The sequence below is a fragment of the Streptomyces sp. NPDC050433 genome (assembly GCF_044458565.1).
Taxonomy (GTDB): Bacteria; Actinomycetota; Actinomycetes; order Streptomycetales; family Streptomycetaceae; genus Streptomyces.
The window spans coordinates 109,414-125,657 of record NZ_JBITIB010000006.1 but is presented as its reverse complement, the minus strand read 5'-3'; the positions used below and the strand labels follow the sequence as shown (position 1 = coordinate 125,657).

General features: G+C 67.1%; 15 protein-coding genes and 1 pseudogene. 12 read left to right on the top strand and 4 right to left on the bottom strand.

The genetic code is table 11. From position 1 onward, the window contains the following. Positions 1–12: 12 nt before the first annotated feature. Positions 13–306, top strand: a complete 294-nt coding sequence (locus ACIBLA_RS09865; RefSeq protein WP_399198314.1) for a LuxR C-terminal-related transcriptional regulator — start codon at positions 13–15, stop codon at positions 304–306. A 57-nt stretch (positions 307–363) separates the two neighbouring features. Here the strand turns inward: ACIBLA_RS09865 and ACIBLA_RS09860 are convergent, their stop codons facing one another. The 3 genes from ACIBLA_RS09860 to ACIBLA_RS09850 all read right to left on the bottom strand — a co-directional run bounded on the left by ACIBLA_RS09860 (position 364) and on the right by ACIBLA_RS09850 (position 1,181). After that, complete coding sequence (locus tag ACIBLA_RS09860; protein WP_399198313.1) at positions 364–639, bottom strand: transketolase C-terminal domain-containing protein; 276 nt, start codon at positions 637–639, stop codon at positions 364–366. Positions 640–772: 133 nt separating this feature from the next. Next, complete coding sequence (locus ACIBLA_RS09855) at positions 773–946, bottom strand: hypothetical protein (RefSeq protein WP_363241413.1); 174 nt, start codon at positions 944–946, stop codon at positions 773–775. After that, a complete protein-coding gene (locus ACIBLA_RS09850; RefSeq protein ID WP_399198368.1) occupies positions 870–1,181 on the bottom strand; it encodes a hypothetical protein in 312 nt (103 codons plus the stop codon). Before ACIBLA_RS09850 ends, ACIBLA_RS09855 begins: the two co-directional genes overlap by 77 nt. Before the next feature lie 374 nt (positions 1,182–1,555). On the opposite strand from ACIBLA_RS09850, the gene ACIBLA_RS09845 reads away from it, so the two are divergent. Together ACIBLA_RS09845 and ACIBLA_RS09840 are read left to right on the top strand one after the other, a co-directional pair. Beyond that, positions 1,556–2,464 carry a methyltransferase domain-containing protein gene (locus tag ACIBLA_RS09845; protein ID WP_363241415.1) on the top strand — a complete coding sequence of 303 codons (909 nt, stop codon included), beginning with the start codon at positions 1,556–1,558 and terminating at the stop codon, positions 2,462–2,464. A gap of 187 nt (positions 2,465–2,651) precedes the next feature. Beyond that, positions 2,652–3,482: a methyltransferase domain-containing protein gene (locus ACIBLA_RS09840; RefSeq protein ID WP_363241416.1), complete on the top strand. Its 831-nt coding sequence runs from the start codon at positions 2,652–2,654 to the stop codon at positions 3,480–3,482. A 123-nt stretch (positions 3,483–3,605) separates the two neighbouring features. Here ACIBLA_RS09840 and ACIBLA_RS09835 read toward each other — a convergent pair whose 3' ends face one another. After that, entirely contained in the window at positions 3,606–5,048 is a 1,443-nt protein-coding gene (locus ACIBLA_RS09835) for a cytochrome P450 (RefSeq protein WP_363241417.1), read from the bottom strand. A gap of 450 nt (positions 5,049–5,498) precedes the next feature. Between ACIBLA_RS09835 and ACIBLA_RS09830 the strand changes: the two genes are divergently transcribed. From ACIBLA_RS09830 to ACIBLA_RS09790, 9 genes and pseudogenes are all read left to right on the top strand, one after another. Further along, positions 5,499–6,545 carry a polyprenyl synthetase family protein gene (locus ACIBLA_RS09830; RefSeq protein WP_399198312.1) on the top strand — a complete coding sequence of 349 codons (1,047 nt, stop codon included), beginning with the start codon at positions 5,499–5,501 and terminating at the stop codon, positions 6,543–6,545. Between the two features lie 88 nt (positions 6,546–6,633). Then, positions 6,634–7,806 (top strand): cytochrome P450, encoded by a 1,173-nt coding sequence (locus ACIBLA_RS09825; protein ID WP_363241419.1) that lies wholly within the window; start codon positions 6,634–6,636, stop codon positions 7,804–7,806. A gap of 79 nt (positions 7,807–7,885) precedes the next feature. Further along, entirely contained in the window at positions 7,886–8,713 is an 828-nt protein-coding gene (locus tag ACIBLA_RS09820; RefSeq protein ID WP_363241420.1) for a UbiA family prenyltransferase, read from the top strand. A gap of 14 nt (positions 8,714–8,727) precedes the next feature. Continuing rightward, the gene (locus ACIBLA_RS09815) at positions 8,728–9,558 is read left to right on the top strand and encodes an arylamine N-acetyltransferase (RefSeq protein ID WP_399198311.1); all 831 of its coding nucleotides are present in this window, start codon (positions 8,728–8,730) and stop codon (positions 9,556–9,558) included. Next, on the top strand, positions 9,558–11,696 hold the full coding sequence (gene pabB, locus ACIBLA_RS09810) for an aminodeoxychorismate synthase component I (RefSeq protein WP_399198367.1): 2,139 nt from the start codon (positions 9,558–9,560) through the stop codon (positions 11,694–11,696). The genes ACIBLA_RS09815 and pabB overlap by 1 nt, the downstream gene beginning before the upstream one ends. Positions 11,697–11,716: 20 nt before the next feature. Further along, positions 11,717–12,532, top strand: coding sequence for an aminotransferase class IV (locus ACIBLA_RS09805; protein ID WP_399198310.1), 816 nt, complete (start codon positions 11,717–11,719; stop codon positions 12,530–12,532). Between the two features lie 13 nt (positions 12,533–12,545). After that, positions 12,546–13,475, top strand: coding sequence for a diiron oxygenase (locus ACIBLA_RS09800; protein ID WP_363241423.1), 930 nt, complete (start codon positions 12,546–12,548; stop codon positions 13,473–13,475). A gap of 40 nt (positions 13,476–13,515) precedes the next feature. Continuing rightward, positions 13,516–14,838 (top strand): annotated as a pseudogene (locus ACIBLA_RS09795) (class II 3-deoxy-7-phosphoheptulonate synthase); the annotation flags it as partial. Beyond that, entirely contained in the window at positions 14,833–16,203 is a 1,371-nt protein-coding gene (locus tag ACIBLA_RS09790) for a cytochrome P450 (protein ID WP_399198366.1), read from the top strand. The pseudogene ACIBLA_RS09795 and the gene ACIBLA_RS09790, both read left to right, overlap by 6 nt. Positions 16,204–16,244: the final 41 nt, after the last annotated feature.

Genomic DNA, 16,244 nt, shown 5'->3' with positions numbered 1-16,244 from the left:
TGTACGGAATGGATGGATGCCATGGATAATGATCAGAACGGCTGTGAAGCGTCCCAGCCGGTCGGTGGCTGGGTTCTCAGCTCGGTGCAGGCCAGCGTCCTGGAGGGTGTTGCGGCCGGCTTCTCCAGCGGGCGACTTTCGAGAGAGTTGCACCTCAGTTCGAAGACTATCGACTATCACGTCCGCGTCATGTCCGACAAGCTGCAGGCGCCGAATCGTGTCTCGTTGGTTTCGAGGGCGTTCGTCCTCCAGATTCTGCGAACGGATTCGTGGCCCCCGCGCATTGCGAGTGAAATTGTGGATTAACGCTCGGTGGTTCGCGAGATCGTAACCCGTGCGTTCATGCGCGAACTGCATTTTGTGTCATGTTCCGTTCCCGTGAACCGACCAGGTGCCGGGGTCGTCGATGCCTGCCGACGCCGGTGCGGCGTCGAGGCCGGTCAGCAGCTCCACCACGACCCTGGTGATGTTCTGCGCGGTCAGCCCGCAGGCGGCGGGCACCTCGGCCCCGGAGCCGTGACTGAGGAACCGCCTCGGGATGCCGAACTCGCGCAGCGGGGTATGCACGCCCGCGTCCCGCAGCGCCTGCGCGATCGCCGAACCGACGCCACCCGCGCGCACAGTTTCCGGCAGCGTCATGTTGAACAGTGCTCCTCACCGGGTGGGGTGGGGTGGGGTGGGGTGGGCGGCCGAGGCCGCCCTCTCCGTCAGTTCGGGCCGACTGCCCGGCGCGATGCCGGTCCGGCCGACGGCCTCGTGTGCCGGCTGACGGTCACGGCACGTCCGCCACTCCGGTCAGCCGCGTGGGCGGGGAGAACACGATGTCCTCGGTCGCCACCCGTTCTACGGACGTGTCCGCGTAACCCAGTTCAGCGAGCCGGTCGAGCAGCTGGTCGACGAGGATCTCCGGCGCGCTCGCCCCGGCGCTCACGCCGACCGTGCTCACGCCGGCCAGCCACGTGGGGTCGAAGTGGGCCGGTGAACCTGCGCTGGAGCACCGCGATGATGTCACCGTGCGCGGAGAAGACACACACCGCGCCCTCCGGCACCTCCTGCTCGGAGTCGACGAACCGGACACCCCGGCGCTGGAACTCGCGCACCACGTAGTGGTTGTGCACGATCTCCTTGCGGACGTAGATCGGAGCACCGGGCTGTTCCAGCGCGAGGTCGATGATGGCCATCGCTCGGCGTACACCGGCACACAAACTCCGTGGCTCGGCCAGCAGGACCTGCTTACCACCACTCATTCCCACTCCGTTCCGTGCCGGCTTAATAGTCGGACTCGAATACGGCCTTGGTGCCGCCCAGCAGCTATCATTCCGCAGGTTAGTCCAATCCAGGCCTTACGCCGTCTTCTTTGGGGTTTTTCCTAAAGTCGAAGATGCTCACGCTGCGTCGTTGACACGACCAGGGTCGTCCTCCAGGATGGAATCCAATAGCTGCCACTCAATTTCAGGGCGACTCAAGATTCCGGATCATGAGGGCGGCTCTGCATTAACGACCAAAGCAGGCCATTCGCCAATGTCGTCGGCATCCGAGCTCTGGAGGAGTGACCGTGTCAAATCTGGATGAACTTTCAAGTTCGCCTCAAACAGCGCTGGAGCCTCAGGATGAGGTGAAAATAGTTGGCCAATACTACGACGACAAAACGGCCAGGCTTGTTCGCAAATACGGGCCTGGACCGAAGATTCACTATCATGTGGGTTACTACCCTTCCTCCGCAACGCCACTGAATGTTCACGAGGCGACGCCGGATGATATTCGCCGCAGCATACGGCTTCATCAAGAGGGTCTGCTGCGGTATGCGGCCAAGATCTGGGGCGCTGAACACCGGCTGTCGGGGAGGATCCTGGATGTCGGCTGCGGTCTTGGCGGGGGCTCGCTCTTCTGGGCACAGGAGTACGGCGCCGACGTCACGTCGGTCACCAACGCGCCGGAACACGCGCCGATAGTTGAGGGGTTCGCGCGGGAATGCGGTGTGGGCGGGCAGGTCCGGACGCTGGTCTGTGATGCGATGCATCTCCCGCTGGACGGCCCCTACGACGCGGCGGTAGCAATCGAGAGCAGCGGATACTTCAACCGCCCTCAGTGGTTCGAGCGTCTGGCGCGCGTGATTCGTCCGGGCGGGAGTGTGTGCATCGAGGAAGTATTCATTACACGCCCGCGCGGGGCCGATGTGTGGGCCGAATACTTCTACACAAAACCGGCTACGGTGCTCGACTACGCAAAAGCCGCGCAGGCTGCGGGTTTTGAATTGGTCGATGACGTCGACGCCACGTCAGAAACCTTGCCGTTCTGGGAGGAGAGTGCCGCCTGGACGAAGGCGGTACTGGACAGTGACAGCAGTCTTTCAGCAGTTGCCCGCAGGCAGCTGAGGATATCCCTGATGGCGAATCAGGCGCTTGGCACTGAGTGGGCAGCAGGGGGCTTGCGGCTGGGTTTCTTGCGCTTCGAGCTGAAGTAGGCAAAGAACGTGTTGGCGGATTCTCGGGGTCCTCGCAACACCTGATGGCTCACGTGGTTGTCAGTGGTTGTCGGTAGATCGCGCAGGCGCTCGGCTGGGGTTGCCCAGCCGAGCGCAGCGGGTTTCCGCCCGCCTTTCGATGTGACTGCCGACTTCCCGCCACCTTCACAACGATACGGAGTTCCTCATGACGCTTCAGCAGTTTCCCGCTCCCAGCGACGTCGCCGGCATGTACGACGGGATCGGTCAGATCTACGGTTCCGCGTGGGGCCCCAACAAGCACTACGGCTACTGGGAGAACGACGCCGACGACAGCTCCGTCGAGGAAGCCACTGACCGCCTGACCGACATGATGATCTCTGGTATCGCCGCCCAGGCCGGCCAGCGGGTCCTGGACATCGGCTGCGGCATCGGCCATCCCGCGCTGCGGCTCGTCCGCGCCAGTGACGTGAACGTGTTGGGCATCTCCGTCAGCCACGTCCAGGTGGCGCGGGCCAGGGAACTCGCGGCCGAGGCCGGGCTCGCCGACCGGGCCACGTTCCAGTTCACGGACGCGATGGACATGCCCTTCCCCGACGGCTCGTTCGACGCGGCCTGGGCGTTCGAGTCGATGTGGCACATGCCCGACCGCGGCCAGGTGCTCTCCGAGACCGCCCGCGTCCTGCGCCCCGGCGGCCGCCTCGCCATCGCCGACGTCATCGAGCGCGGCCCGGTCAGCCCGGAGGGACGCGCGGTCCTGGACCACATCTGCGAGAACTACGCGGTGCGCTCCTTGGGCACGGTGGACGAATACCGGACGGCGTTGGCCGTCAACGGTTTCGTCGACGTGGAGATCCGTGACATCAGCGACAACGTCTCCCGTACCCTCGCGGAAATGGCCGACGCCGTGGACACCGTCCGCGACAAGCTGGTCGATCTGGTCGGCGAGGAACAGGCCGCCTCGCTCATCGACTTCATGCGTCTGTCCGCGGTCACCCCGGAGAGCGGCTACCTCTTCCTGACCGCGGTCCGCGCATGACCGGGGGGCGCTGTCCCTGAATTTCAGCTCGGCGTCCCCCGTGGCCTGCCTCACGCCCTGGCGCAGGCCAAGCAAGCCGAAACGGCCCGTCAGTCGAACTGACGGGCCGTTCGGACAAGTGAGTCACCTGAGTTCTGTAGGGGCCGACGTGTCGTCCACATCTCCCGACGACCGCCCGGATATCCGTCCCTGCTGCCGCACCCGCAACTCGGTCAACGCCCGAAGAGGAAACACCGGCCGGTGACGTGGCGGCAGTCCTGGCGCCAGAGTCAGACCCGGCATCCTGGTGGCGACGGCCTGTATCGCGATCTCCAGTTCCAGGCGGGCGAATCCGGCTCCGAGGCAGAAATGGATGCCGTGCCCGAACGCGAGATGCGTGGCAGACCCACTGCCTGGACTGAACCCGGCCGGACATGCGTGGGACTGACTGTCCCGGCCGGCCGCTCCGTACAGCAGAAGCAGCCGGCTCCCCGCGGCCAGGTGGACGTCGCCGACCACCACGTCGTTGACCGCGCTCCGGTACATGCCCGCCAGCGGACTGTCGAACCGCAACCCCTCCTCGACGAGGTCCCGTGTGGCGATCGTCCCGTCGACCACCTCCGCCCAGCCGCCGGGTGACTGAAGCTGCTGGAAGAGGATCGTGCCAAGCGCCTCGGCGCAGGTCATGTGTCCCGCGAAGATCAGTGTGGGGATCTGGACGGAAGCCTCGTCGGCGGTGAGCGTCTGGCCAGCCTTGCCGTCGTGGAGCAGTTCACTGATCAGGTCGTCTTGCGGTGAGGCGAGCCGCTCCCGCACGAGTGATCGGGCGAACGTTCCGAAGTCCATCAGCCCGCGGGCGCATTCACGCAGCCGGTCAGGATCGGTGTAGCGCTGCAACATCATGAGCTCGATGCGTTGCTCGGACCACATGCGGCAGCGGTCGAGGTACTCGTCCGGGATCCCGAGGCGCCGGCAGATCACTTCAAGCGAGTACGGAACGGCGAAATCCGTGATGAAGTCGAACTCCGGCGCGACCGCGGTCCGTTCGACGAGGTCGGTGGCGATCGCACGGATCGTGGGTTCGAACGCTCTGACCCTGGCCGGCGTGAACCCGACATTGAGTACTTCCCTGATCCTGGCGTGCTCGGGAGGGTCGAGTGAGCCGACGGCCAGAGCACCAGCACCGCGCCATGTGCGGAGCATCCGAGTCACGTCCTCGGGCAACGCGACCTTGGAGCGGGGGTTGTGGTCGCGCGCCGAGAAGTTCCGGTCGTCTCGTAGCACGGCAACCATGTCCTCGCGCCGGGTGACGCACCACGCGTCGAGCAAAGGGGCGTAGAACACCGGCTGTGTGTCTCCGATGTCGGCCAGAAATGAATACGGGTCGTCGCGATGTGCGCCATACGGGTCGAACGACCTGCCTCCATGCAATTGCCCAGAATCAACTGACATAGCCATTCCGCCTCTCAAGCTTTCAGTGAACCATTCCCGGTAATGATCAGTGACGTTGTGTGAGGTCGGGGGGAAGGTCCAGTGCCTCCGCGTCGGCAACCGTCTCGACGATGTCTCCTGGTGCACCTTGGCCACCAGGAGGCAGGTCGCGTCGAGCGCGTCCAGCCCGCGTACGTCCGCGTCGGAACGCCTGGCCCGCGTTGCCGAACAGGGCATCCGCGCCGGTCGGTAGAGACCGAGTCCTTCTCAGGAAGTCTTGTCTGCCGTGGGGTGCCGGCTTAATAGCCGGACTCGAATAGGGCCTTGGTGCCGCCCAGCAGCTATTATTCCGCAGGGTAGTCCAATCCAGGCCTTACGCCGTCTTCTTTGGGGTTTTTCCTAAAGTCGAAGATGCTCGCGCCGCGTCGTTGACACGATCAGGAGAGGTCGTTCAGGATGGCGGTCAGAACGGTCACGGGGCAAGGGCTGAGAAGCTATTTACGCAACATATCCAGCGCAGTGATTTTCAGTGGTGCAATTCGCGAACCCCATACGCGTATGTTCTGACCAGGAATTGGGAAGGCGTGCGACCGGAGGAGAATCTCGATGAGCGCACTCGACACCTCGTCGACCGGGCTCCAGGCCTTCCTGTCGCCGAGGATGGTGCAGTCCACGGTATGGCCCGTTATACGGCAGCAGACTTCCGCACTGGAGCCGACCCTGGCCCGGATCTGCTCCTACCACCTCGGCTTCATCGACGAACACGGTGACCCCAGCAGTGCGGAGGGCGGCAAACTGACCCGCTCCGGCCTCATGATGGCGGCGGCTGATGGGGTCGGCCTGCGGCCGGAGGACGTGCGGTGCCAGGCGGCGGCACTGGAGTTGCTGCACAACTCGACCCTGATCCACGACGACATCATCGACGCGGACGAGCTGCGTCGCGGTCGCCCAGCCGCGTGGAAGGTGTTCGGCGCCAGTCTGGCCATCCTGGCCGGGGACGCGTTGCAGGCTCTTGGGCTGCAGATGGTCGTCGACGACCCCGGCCCCGGCCGGGCGGAAATCTCCAGCGTGTTCGCCGAAGCCCTCGGTCTGGTTCTCGCGGGCCAGGCTCGCGAGTTCACCGTCCGGCTGAGTCCGGGCACCGGCATCGCGGAGTACGACCGAATCGTTGAGGAGAAGACGTCCGCGCTGCTGGAGTGCGCACTGGTGACGCCCGCACTGCGGGCGGGCAAGCCGGAGCACGTCCTGGCTGCCCTGCGCGGCGCGGGCAGGCATCTGGGCCTCGCTTTTCAGATCTTCAACGACGTCGAGGACATCTGGGGCGACCCCACAGTGACCGGCAAGCCCGTCCGGAGCGACATCCTGCGGCGCAACCCGTCTTTTCCGGTGCTGGCGGCCTTGTCCACCGACAGCCCGGCCGGCGAACGACTGCGCCGGCTGTGGCACGCCGACGGCACCACGGCAGCGCACCTGCAGGAGATGGCCGACCTCGTCGAGGAATCCGGCAGTCGGCACACAGCCGAGCAGCTGTCCCGCAGCCATCTGGACTCGGCTCTGGAGTACCTCGGACGAGCCGAGCTTTCCCCGGCCGCGTCCACCGAACTGACCGCGTTGTTCGACCGCATCGTCAATCGCAGCAGGCCGACTACGTGACCAGGACCCAGGACCCGATCAACCCGCCGCTGGGCGACTCTCTGCCCCGACAAGGTGGTCTGAACCTCGATTCCGGCGGAGGCCGTCAGTGAGTACCCCAGCTCAATTGCCTTTCGAGCAGACGAATGTGCTGCAACTCGCGCCGGAGCTGCGCACGCTCCAATCCCAGGGCGCGGTCCATCGGGTTCGTACTGCCGAGGGCGACGAGGCGTGGCTGGTCACCGGTCATGCCTGGGTGAGGCAGTTGCTCGACGACGACCGGCTCAGCCGCTCCCATCCCGATCCTGAGGCCGCGGCGAAGGACAGCGGGTCGGCGCTTCTCGCCAGCCTGCTGGGCGACTTCGCCACCGACCACGCTCGGTTACGTGCGCTGCTGGAGCCGCACTTCTCACCAGAGCGGCTGCTGGCGCTGCGGCCCTACGTCGAAAAACTGACCGGGCAGCTCCTGGACGGAATGGCCGGGCAGAAGCCACCGGTGGACCTGCGCCCGGCGTTGGCGCTGTCGCTGCCGATTCAGGTGATGTGCGAGTGGTTGGGCGTGCCCCAGGAGGACAAGGAACAGTTCGGCAGCTGGACCCAGGACGCCGCCAACGTCGGGGACCCGGTCAGATCCAAGCAGGGGCTGGGCGAGTTGTTCGGCTATTGCAGGCAACTCGTCGCCGATAAACGGCAAAGTCCGGGCGATGACGTGATCTCCAGGATCTGCGCGACCGAGGGGATCAGCGACAACGAGGTCATCGGGCTGACGGCGTTGTTGCTGTTCGGTGGTTATGAGACCACGGTGGCCCGGATCGGTACCTGTGTGTCGCTGCTGTTGGCCAACTCCGAGCAGTGGCAGGCGTTGCTGCGCGACCCGAGTCTCATCCCCGGCGCGGTTGAGGAAACGCTGCGGATGTCGATGCCGAACCCTCACAACGGCGGCATGCCCCGTTATGCGGTGACGGACTTCGAGATAGACGGGGTCACCATCCGGGCCGGCGACTTCGTGCTGCTGAACATCATCGCGGCCAATCACGACGAGACGGCCTTCGCCGATCCCGGCCGGGTCGATGTCACTCGCGACACCACGGGCAGCCTCATGTTCGGGCACGGTGCGCACCACTGCGTCGGCGCGATGCTGGCCCGGATGCAGCTGCAGGTGGTGCTCACCCAGCTCGTCGCACGATTCCCGACCATGCGTCTGGCTGTCGGTGTAGAGGAGCTGAGGCTGCGCCACAACACGCTGATCGGCGGGTTGATCCAGCTTCCGGTGACATGGTGATTGGATCCTGATGCTGCACAAGATATCTACGGGCGTCGTCACGAAGAGCCCGGTTTCAGTCCGCGCCTACCTCCTGTTGATGCGTCTGGACAGGCCCACGGGGTACGTGCTCTACCTGCTTCCCGGGCTGTGGGCTGTCTTCCTCGCCTCCGGGCAACGACCGGACCCGCTGACGGTGGTGGTCGTCGCTGTCGCCGCGGTGCTGGTGCGTGGCGCGGCCTGCGCGGTCAACGATGTGGTCGACAGGGACGTCGACGCCCGAGTCGCCCGCACCGTGTCGCGTCCTGTCGTGTCGGGGACGATCACTGTCGGGAACGCACTCCTGTTCGCCGCCGCACAGGGCGTGGCCGCACTGCTGGTCCTGTCGGTGGCGAACGTGGAGACGGCCCTGGTCGCCGCGGCCTCGTACCCGTTCATCGTCGCGTACCCGTACATGAAGCGCATCTTCGTCTGGCCCTCGGCGTTCCTGGCGCTGGTGATGAGCGCCTACGTGCCGGTCTGCTGGACGGCGGCGACCGGGAGCGCCGACTACCCGCTCGCGGTGTACGGCCTGTACGCCGGCGGGGCCCTCTGGACCCTGATTCACGACGGGATCTACTCCCATCAGGACAAGGAGTACGACCGGAAGATCGGTGTCAGGTCGTCCGCTCTGCTGTTCGGCAAGGCCACCAAGGCGTGGCTGGCGATTTTCGGCGTGCTCAGTGTCGGCGGCGTGCTGTGGGCCGGTTCCCGGACGCCGATCGGGTGGGCGTTCTACCTGATCGTCGTGCTCGCCGGAATCTTCCTGTCCTATCTGGTCGTACGCGTGGACCTGGATGATCCGAAATCGTGCTGGGACGCCTTTGTCGCCAACACCTACTTCGGTTGGATCATTCTCGCGGCCGTGGTCGCCGGGCAGTTCACATGAAGGACGAGCGACGTGTGACAGATTCGATGTGGCACGGGAGTGGCGTCGACCTGGACGCCTATCTGGCCCGCGTGGGCTACCCGGGCGACGTGGCTCCGGACCTCTCCACGCTGCGGGGCCTGCACACCGCCCATGTCGACGCGATCGCCTTCGACAACCTCGACGCGCTGCTCGGGCGCACGGCGGTGCCGCTGGACCTGGACAGCGTCCAGGAGAAGATCGTGCGGCAGGGCCGCGGCGGCTGGTGCCTGGAACAGGTCGTGCTGATGGCGGCCGTGCTGGACCGCATCGGGTTCACGTTCACGGCGTTCGCCGGCAGGACGCGGATCCGCACCGGGAGCAAGTTCGGACCGGCCCTGCACGTGGCCCTGTGCGTGGAGCTCGACGGCGAACGCTGGCTCCACGACGTGAGTTTCGGTGGCTACGGGCCGCACGAGCCGATTCAGCTCGCGGAGAACGCGCGGCTGGACGGCGACTGGTCGTTTGATCTCGTGCGAGAGCCGACCGGTGAACACGTTCTGCGGTTCCTGCGGCCGGAGGGACCGGTGGAGCTCTACGGCTTCACCACGGACGTGCGCTATCCGTCGGACTTCGAGCTCCTCAACCACTTCTGCCTCACGCATCCGCGCTCGCCGTTCAACCACCGGATGGTCCTCCAGCGCACACAGCCCGAGGTGAGGCACGTCCTCGCCGGCAGCACTCTCACGGAAATACGTCCCGCGGAGCCGGCGACCTTCCGGGAACTCGATGTGGACGAGATGCTTTCCGCTCCCGAGGAGATCTTCGGGATCACCTTGGAACCGGCAGACGTCCAGGCGCTGGGGAAAATCTTGGACGGTCCATGATGCGTACCTTGCTGCTGGACAACTACGACTCGTACACCTTCAACCTGTACCAGTTGATCGCCGACATCAACGGGCAGGAGCCCGTCGTCATGGTCAACGACGATCCGATGTTGTCCAGCCTGCGGCTGGAGGACTTCGACAACATCGTGGTCTCACCCGGCCCCGGACGGCCGCAGAACCCCCGCGACGTCGGCCTCCTCGGCGATCTGCTGCGCCGTACCACGCTGCCCGTGCTGGGCGTCTGCCTCGGCCATCAGATGATCGCGCACCTGGCAGGAGCGTCGGTGGTCGGCGCGCCCGAACCGAGACACGGGCACCTCGCGAAGGTCTCCCACGAGGGAGATCAGCTGTTCGCCGGAATTCCGCGTGAATTCGTCGCGGTTCGCTACCACTCGCTGTGCGTGCGGGAGCCCCTGCCCGAAGACCTCGTCGCCACCGCGTGGGCGGACGACGGTGTGCTCATGGCACTGCGTCACCGCGAACTGCCGCAGTGGGGCGTGCAGTTCCACCCCGAGTCGATCGCTTCCCAGTACGGGCGTGAGATCCTCCAGAACTTCGCCGAACTGACCCGCAGGACCCAGCACGGACAACGGCCATCCGACGCTGCCAAAGACACCGACGCCGACGCCGACGCCGACGCCGACGCCGACGCCGACGCCGCACTGTCCGACGACACACCCGGCGCGGTCGAGGGACTGGGAATCATCAGCACGGTCGTGTCGACCGCCGCCGATTCCGAGGCCATTTTTCTCAAGCTCTTTGACAACATCCCGTACTGCTTCTGGCTGGACAGCAGCCGGGTGGAGGAAGGCCTGTCCCGGTTCTCGTTCCTCGGCGACACGTCAGGTCCGCTCAGCGAGGTCCTGACCTACCGCACCGGCAGCGGGACAGTGGAAGTGCGCGATGCGAACGGCGTCCACATCGTCACCGGCAGCGTGTTCGACGTCCTCGACCAGCGGCTGCGCGAACGGCGCATCCCCGACTCGGACCTGCCCTTCGACCTGACCGGCGGCTACGTCGGCTACTTCGGCTACGAACTCAAGGCCGAATGCGGGGCCACGGCCCGCCACAGCGCCGAAACGCCGGACGCCATCTGGATGTTCGCCGATCGCGTCATCGCGGTCGACCACCAGGAGGGACTGACCTACCTGGTGGCCGTCCACGACGAGAAGACCCGGCGCGACGCGCAGGAGTGGGTGGAACGGACGTCCGCGCTCCTGGTGGGCCTGAACCCGGCCTACGCCGAGCCGCCGCGCGAACCCGCCGCCGGCCCGCCCCCGAACGCCGAGGAGTACCTCGGCCGCGGCCGGAGCCAGTACCTGGCGGACATCACGGAGTGCCGACGGCAGCTGAACCGGGGCGAGAGCTACGAGATCTGCCTGACCAACATGTTGCACATGCCGTTCCACGACGACGACACGTCCTTCTACCTGCGGCTGCGCCGGGCGAACCCGGCACCGTACGCCGCGCTCCTACGCCTCGGCGACGTCACGGTGTTCAGCTCATCGCCGGAGCGGTTCCTGCGCATCGAGAGGGACCGTACGGTCACCAGCAAGCCGATCAAGGGCACAGCCCCGCGCGACGCCGACCCGGTGCGCGACGCCGAACTGGCCGCCACCCTCGCCTCAAGTGCCAAGACCCAGGCCGAGAACCTGATGATCGTCGACCTGTTGCGCAACGACCTGGGCCGGGTGTGTGAGGTGGGCAGCATCGAGGTCGACCCGTACCTGGCCGTCGAGAGCTACGAGACCGTGCACCAACTGGTCTCCACTGTTCGTGGACGGCTCAACGACGGGGTCAGCGCGATGGACTGCGCCCGGCAGTGCTTCCCGGGCGGGTCGATGACCGGGGCGCCGAAGCTGCGCACCATGGAGATCATCGACCGTTTGGAGACGGAGGCCCGGGGCGTCTACTCCGGCACCCTCGGCTACTTCGGCCTCTCCGGCGGTACGGACCTGAACATCGTGATCCGCACCGCGATCCGCGTCGGTGACCGGTTGACCATCGGAGCCGGCGGGGCGATCGTGCTCGACTCCGACCCGCATGAAGAGTACGAGGAGATGCTGCTCAAGGCGGCAGCGTCGCTCCGTGCCTGGCGTGCGCCGGCGGTGTCGGACGTGGGCGGCTCCCCTCGATGAACACAGCGATGAACACAGCGATGAGCACAGCGTCCGCCCAGGGCGTCCGCCGGTGGTGGGACGCCGATGGCGGATGGTCGACGGCCGACGCCGCCGGGCCGGTGCTGGTCATCGACTCCTGGCTGGTGGACGAGGGGCGGGTGCGGGGACTCGACCGGCACGCCGAACGCTTCGGTTCGGCCTGCGACCGGTTCCCCGGACCGGGGGCGGAACAGACGAACCGGTTCCTGCGGGCGGTCGCCGATTCGTTGCCCGCGCGAGGCCGATGGTTTCCTCGCGTCGAACTCGTGGAGACCGGGCCGGGAACGCGGCTGCGGATGTGGCTGCGCCCCGCGCCACCGCGCACCGCGACCGTCCGGTTGTGGACCGCGGCGGGCCCCGACCGTCGTCGACTGCCTGCCGTCAAGGGCGCCGACCTGGACCACCTGGCTTCCCTGCGTGCCGCCGCGGCTACGGCGGGAGTCGACGAGGCGCTGCTGGTCTCGACGGAAGAGCACGTGGTCGAAGGGGCGTCGACGAGCATCGTCTGGTGGCGGGGCGACACGCTGTGCGGACCGCCGCCCGGCCCCGGCCTGCTCTCCGGGATCACCCGCGCCCTGCTCGGCGAGCTCGCGGGCACGGCAGGGCACCAGGTCGTCACCGAGCAGGCCACGGCATCGGATCTCGCCGGCGTGCCCGTCTGGACGCTGAACGCCCTGCACGGCATCCGGCCGGTCACCGAGGGGCTGGGCCGGTTCCAGGACACGGACGCCGCGGTGGCCGAGCGCTGGCAGTCGCGCCTGGCCGCGCTCGCCGTTCCGGCCGGCGCCTCCCTGATTCCTGTGGTGAACCCATGAAGGAGGTTTCCCGATGACCGCGGTACGTGAAGCGCCCGAGTACGAGCGTGACTTGCTGGTGCAGTTGACGCTCCGCTGGGGGAAGCGAGTGGCCGTCAAGAAGGACGAGCTCGACCTCGACGGTCACTTCGACGCGGCGTTGCCGGACTTCCCCGAACACCTCGTCCCGGTGCTGGCCCTGCCGGGTGCCGACCGGCTCGACCGGGACGCTCGCGAGCGCATCCTGTCCGCGGCGTGGATCGCGTACAACGCCAAGACCGCGGCCGTCGAGGACGAGATCATCCTGCCGGCCTGCCGGTTGATGCTCCAGGAACGGATCCCCGTCCGCCGCGACGACGTCGCCGTCGACGCGCTGCACCAGACGATCATCGATGAGCACTATCACATCCTGATGTGCCACAACGCCGTCGGCGTCACCCGCAGGCGGCGCGACCTGGCGGACGTGCGGTTCGCGCCGGGCGTCTGGTCCGTCGTCCAGGGACTGCACGCGGTCCGCGCCGGGCTGTCAGGGTTCGACCGCGACATCGTCGAGATCGCGTTCTCCCTGGCCGCCGAGACGACGATCAGCGGGTTCCTCTCCGCACTCGCCACCGCCCGGGAGATCCAGCCGATGAACCGGATCACCACCGATCTGCACCGGCGGGACGAGAGCGGACACGCGGTGGTGTTCCGCGAGTTGTGCGGCTCGCTCTACCGGAACCTGGACGGCGCACAGCAGCGGACGTTCCGCGAAGCACTCGTCACCGGGCTGACCGCGTTCCGCTCCGCCGACCTGGACCCCTGGGTGACCGTGGCGGCCCAGGGCGGCTTCGAGATCGACACCGGTCAGCTGAGCGAGTGGGCCGCGTCCCGTCCCGTGCCGGCGCGGGACACCGGACCGTTGCAGCTGCTGCTCGACGACCTGGGCATCAGCCACGACCTCGTCGAGATGGTCCAGCGCTGACGGCCCCGCACCGTTGAGCCATGAGAAGCGGACGGAGATCATGTTGACCCTCACCGGCGAAGCCGCCGCGCACTGGCGGACACTCGTGGCCCACCAGCGGCCGGAGTGGCCCAGCCCGGCTGAGCTCGGCGACGTGGCGGACCACCTGGCGGCCTTGCGCCCGTTGGTCACGCCACAGGAGTGCGACACGCTCACCGTACGACTCGCCCAGGCGGCAGAGGGCAAGGCGTTCCTGCTGCAAGGTGGCGACTGCGCCGAACGTTTCGACCGCCTCTCGACACAGGCGATTCACAGCAAACTGCGCCTGCTGGAGCAGATGGCCGTGATCCTGGCGTACGCGTCGACGGTGCCGGTGGTCAAGGTGGGACGGATGGCCGGGCAGTACGCGAAGCCCCGATCCCGGCCGACCGAGACCGTCGACGGGCGCACGCTCCCGGTCTACCGGGGCGACGCGGTGAACGGCATCGGCTTCAGCCAGGCCGAGCGACGGCCGGACCCGGCCCGGCTGCTTCGGATGTACGACGCTTCGCGCTACACCCTGGACGTCATGCGCGCATGCGCCCGTGGCGGCACCGACCTGCGCCAACTGCACGAGGAGAACCAGGACTTCGTCTCCCGCTCGCCCGCCGTCGAACGCTACGACGGACTCGCCGGTCGAATCGGCCAGGCACTGTCCCGCGAAGACGCGTACGGCGGCGATCCGTTGCGCACCACGGAGTTGTTCGCCAGCCACGAAGGACTGCTGCTCGACTACGAGGCCGCGCTGACCCGCCACAACCCGCGTTCCGGCCGAAGGTACGCGGGCAGCGGCCACATGCTGTGGATCGGCGACCGCACCAGACAGCTCGACGGCGCCCACGTCGCCTACTTCGCGACCATCGACAACCCGATCGCGGTGAAGCTGGGCCCTGCCGCCACACCCGAGCAGGCGCTGGCCCTGATCGACCGCCTCGACCCCGACCGGCGGCCGGGCCGGCTGACGTTCATCGTGCGCATGGGGGCGCACCGCGTGCGGCACCTGCTGCCGGAGCTCGTGGAGAAGGTCACGGCTTGCGGCGCGCCGGTGGTGTGGGTGTGCGATCCGATGCACGGCAACACCTTCGAGGCGCCCAGCGGGCACAAGACCAGGCGGTTCGACGACATCCTCGCCGAGGTCGCCGGCTTCTTCGAGGTGCACGAGGCGCTCGGCACCCACGCCGGCGGACTGCACGTGGAGCTGACCGGCGAGGACGTGACCGAGTGCGTCGGCGGCGGCGCCGAACTGGGCTTCGACGACCTGCACCGCAGGTACGAGTCGGCGTGCGACCCGCGCCTCAACGGAGACCAGGCGCTCGACCTGGCCTTCCTGGTCGCCGAGATGTTCACCCCGGGAGCAACCGGCGTCGTGGCGCCGGACGCAGCGGCGAATGCCGCGGCCTGGGGCGCAAGTCACAGCGATTCTCCGCCTCGTTCGGCGCGTGAAACCAACAACATTTTCGAGGATGCGCCCATGGATCAGGATTCCACCCCTCTGGAACTCGACGACGCGTTCGTGCAGGACCCTTACTCGGTGTACGCGAAGCTCAGCGCCGAAGGCTCGACGCACCGGGTGAAGATGCCTCCCGGAGTCCCCGTGTGCGGCGGACTGCCGGTCTGGCTCATCATCGGATACGAGGCGGTGCGCTCCGCACTGGCGGATCCCCGGTTGAGCACCGATCTGAACAGGATGGACAGGCTGTTCGCGCAGAACGAGCCGGACAGCAACAGGCGTGCCGGTTTCTCACCGGCCATCGCCAGCCACATGCTGAACTCCGACCCGCCGGATCACACCCGGATGCGCAAGCTCGTGAGCAAGGCCTTCACCAGCCGCGCTGTCGAAGCGCTCCGGCCGGAGATCCAGCAGATCACCGCCGGGCTGATCGATGCCCTCCCGGACGACGACACGGTGGACTTGCTGGACGCCTTCGCGTTTCCGCTGCCGATCCGGGTGATCTGTCTGCTGCTGGGTGTGCCGATCGAGGAGCAGGAGAACTTCAAGTCCTGGTCCAAGGCGCTCGTCTCCGGCGACTCCCCCGAAGCTGCCGCCGCCGCCACGACCGAGGTGGTCGAGTACCTCCGCGAACTCATCGAGCGCAAACGCCGCGAGCCCACCGACGACGTGCTCGCCGCCTTGGTCTCGGCACACGACGCCGACCACCAGCTGACCGAGACCGAACTGGTCTCGACGGCCTACCTGCTGTTCATCGCCGGTTTCGAGACCACCCTCAACGCCCTGGGCAACGGCACGCTCCACCTGATGCGGAACCTGGACCAATGGGAGGCACTGCGCGAGGACCGTTCCCTCCTCCCCGGCGCGGTCGAGGAATTCCTGAGGGTGGAGAGCCCGCTGAAGCACGCCTCCTTCCGGTGCGCGACGGAGTCCCTGACCATCGGTGACGTCGAGATCCTGGCCGGCGACTTCGTGCTGCTGGCGATTGCGTCCGCCAACCGTGATCCACAGCGCTTCGACGATCCGCGTTCGCTGGACGTCCGCAGGCCCACTGACGGCGGCCATCTGGCCTTCGGACATGGCATCCACCACTGCCTCGGGGCGCCGCTGGCCAGGGTGGAGTTGCGGGCGGCGTTCGGCGCCCTGCTCGAAGCGTTCCCCGCCATGAGGCTCGCGGTCGAGCCGGAGGAACTGCGGTGGCGTACCAGCACGATCATTCGCGGGCTCCACTCACTGCCGGTACGGCTGAACCGCCGCTAGCGGTGCGTGAACGACATTCCTTCCGACTGCCGGATTCCAGG

What these genes read in the sequence shown, in the direction of transcription:
- ACIBLA_RS09790 (WP_399198366.1), top strand. Translation starts at nt 14,833, where the DNA reads ATGTTCACCCCGGGAGCAACCGGCGTCGTGGCGCCGGACGCAGCGGCG.
- ACIBLA_RS09820 (WP_363241420.1), top strand. Translation starts at nt 7,886, where the DNA reads ATGCGTCTGGACAGGCCCACGGGGTACGTGCTCTACCTGCTTCCCGGG.
- ACIBLA_RS09840 (WP_363241416.1), top strand. Translation starts at nt 2,652, where the DNA reads ATGACGCTTCAGCAGTTTCCCGCTCCCAGCGACGTCGCCGGCATGTAC.
- ACIBLA_RS09850 (WP_399198368.1), bottom strand. Translation starts at nt 1,181, where the DNA reads ATGGCCATCATCGACCTCGCGCTGGAACAGCCCGGTGCTCCGATCTAC.
- ACIBLA_RS09830 (WP_399198312.1), top strand. Translation starts at nt 5,499, where the DNA reads ATGAGCGCACTCGACACCTCGTCGACCGGGCTCCAGGCCTTCCTGTCG.
- ACIBLA_RS09865 (WP_399198314.1), top strand. Translation starts at nt 13, where the DNA reads ATGGATGCCATGGATAATGATCAGAACGGCTGTGAAGCGTCCCAGCCG.
- ACIBLA_RS09800 (WP_363241423.1), top strand. Translation starts at nt 12,546, where the DNA reads ATGACCGCGGTACGTGAAGCGCCCGAGTACGAGCGTGACTTGCTGGTG.
- ACIBLA_RS09805 (WP_399198310.1), top strand. Translation starts at nt 11,717, where the DNA reads ATGAGCACAGCGTCCGCCCAGGGCGTCCGCCGGTGGTGGGACGCCGAT.
- pabB (WP_399198367.1), top strand. Translation starts at nt 9,558, where the DNA reads ATGCGTACCTTGCTGCTGGACAACTACGACTCGTACACCTTCAACCTG.
- ACIBLA_RS09860 (WP_399198313.1), bottom strand. Translation starts at nt 639, where the DNA reads ATGACGCTGCCGGAAACTGTGCGCGCGGGTGGCGTCGGTTCGGCGATC.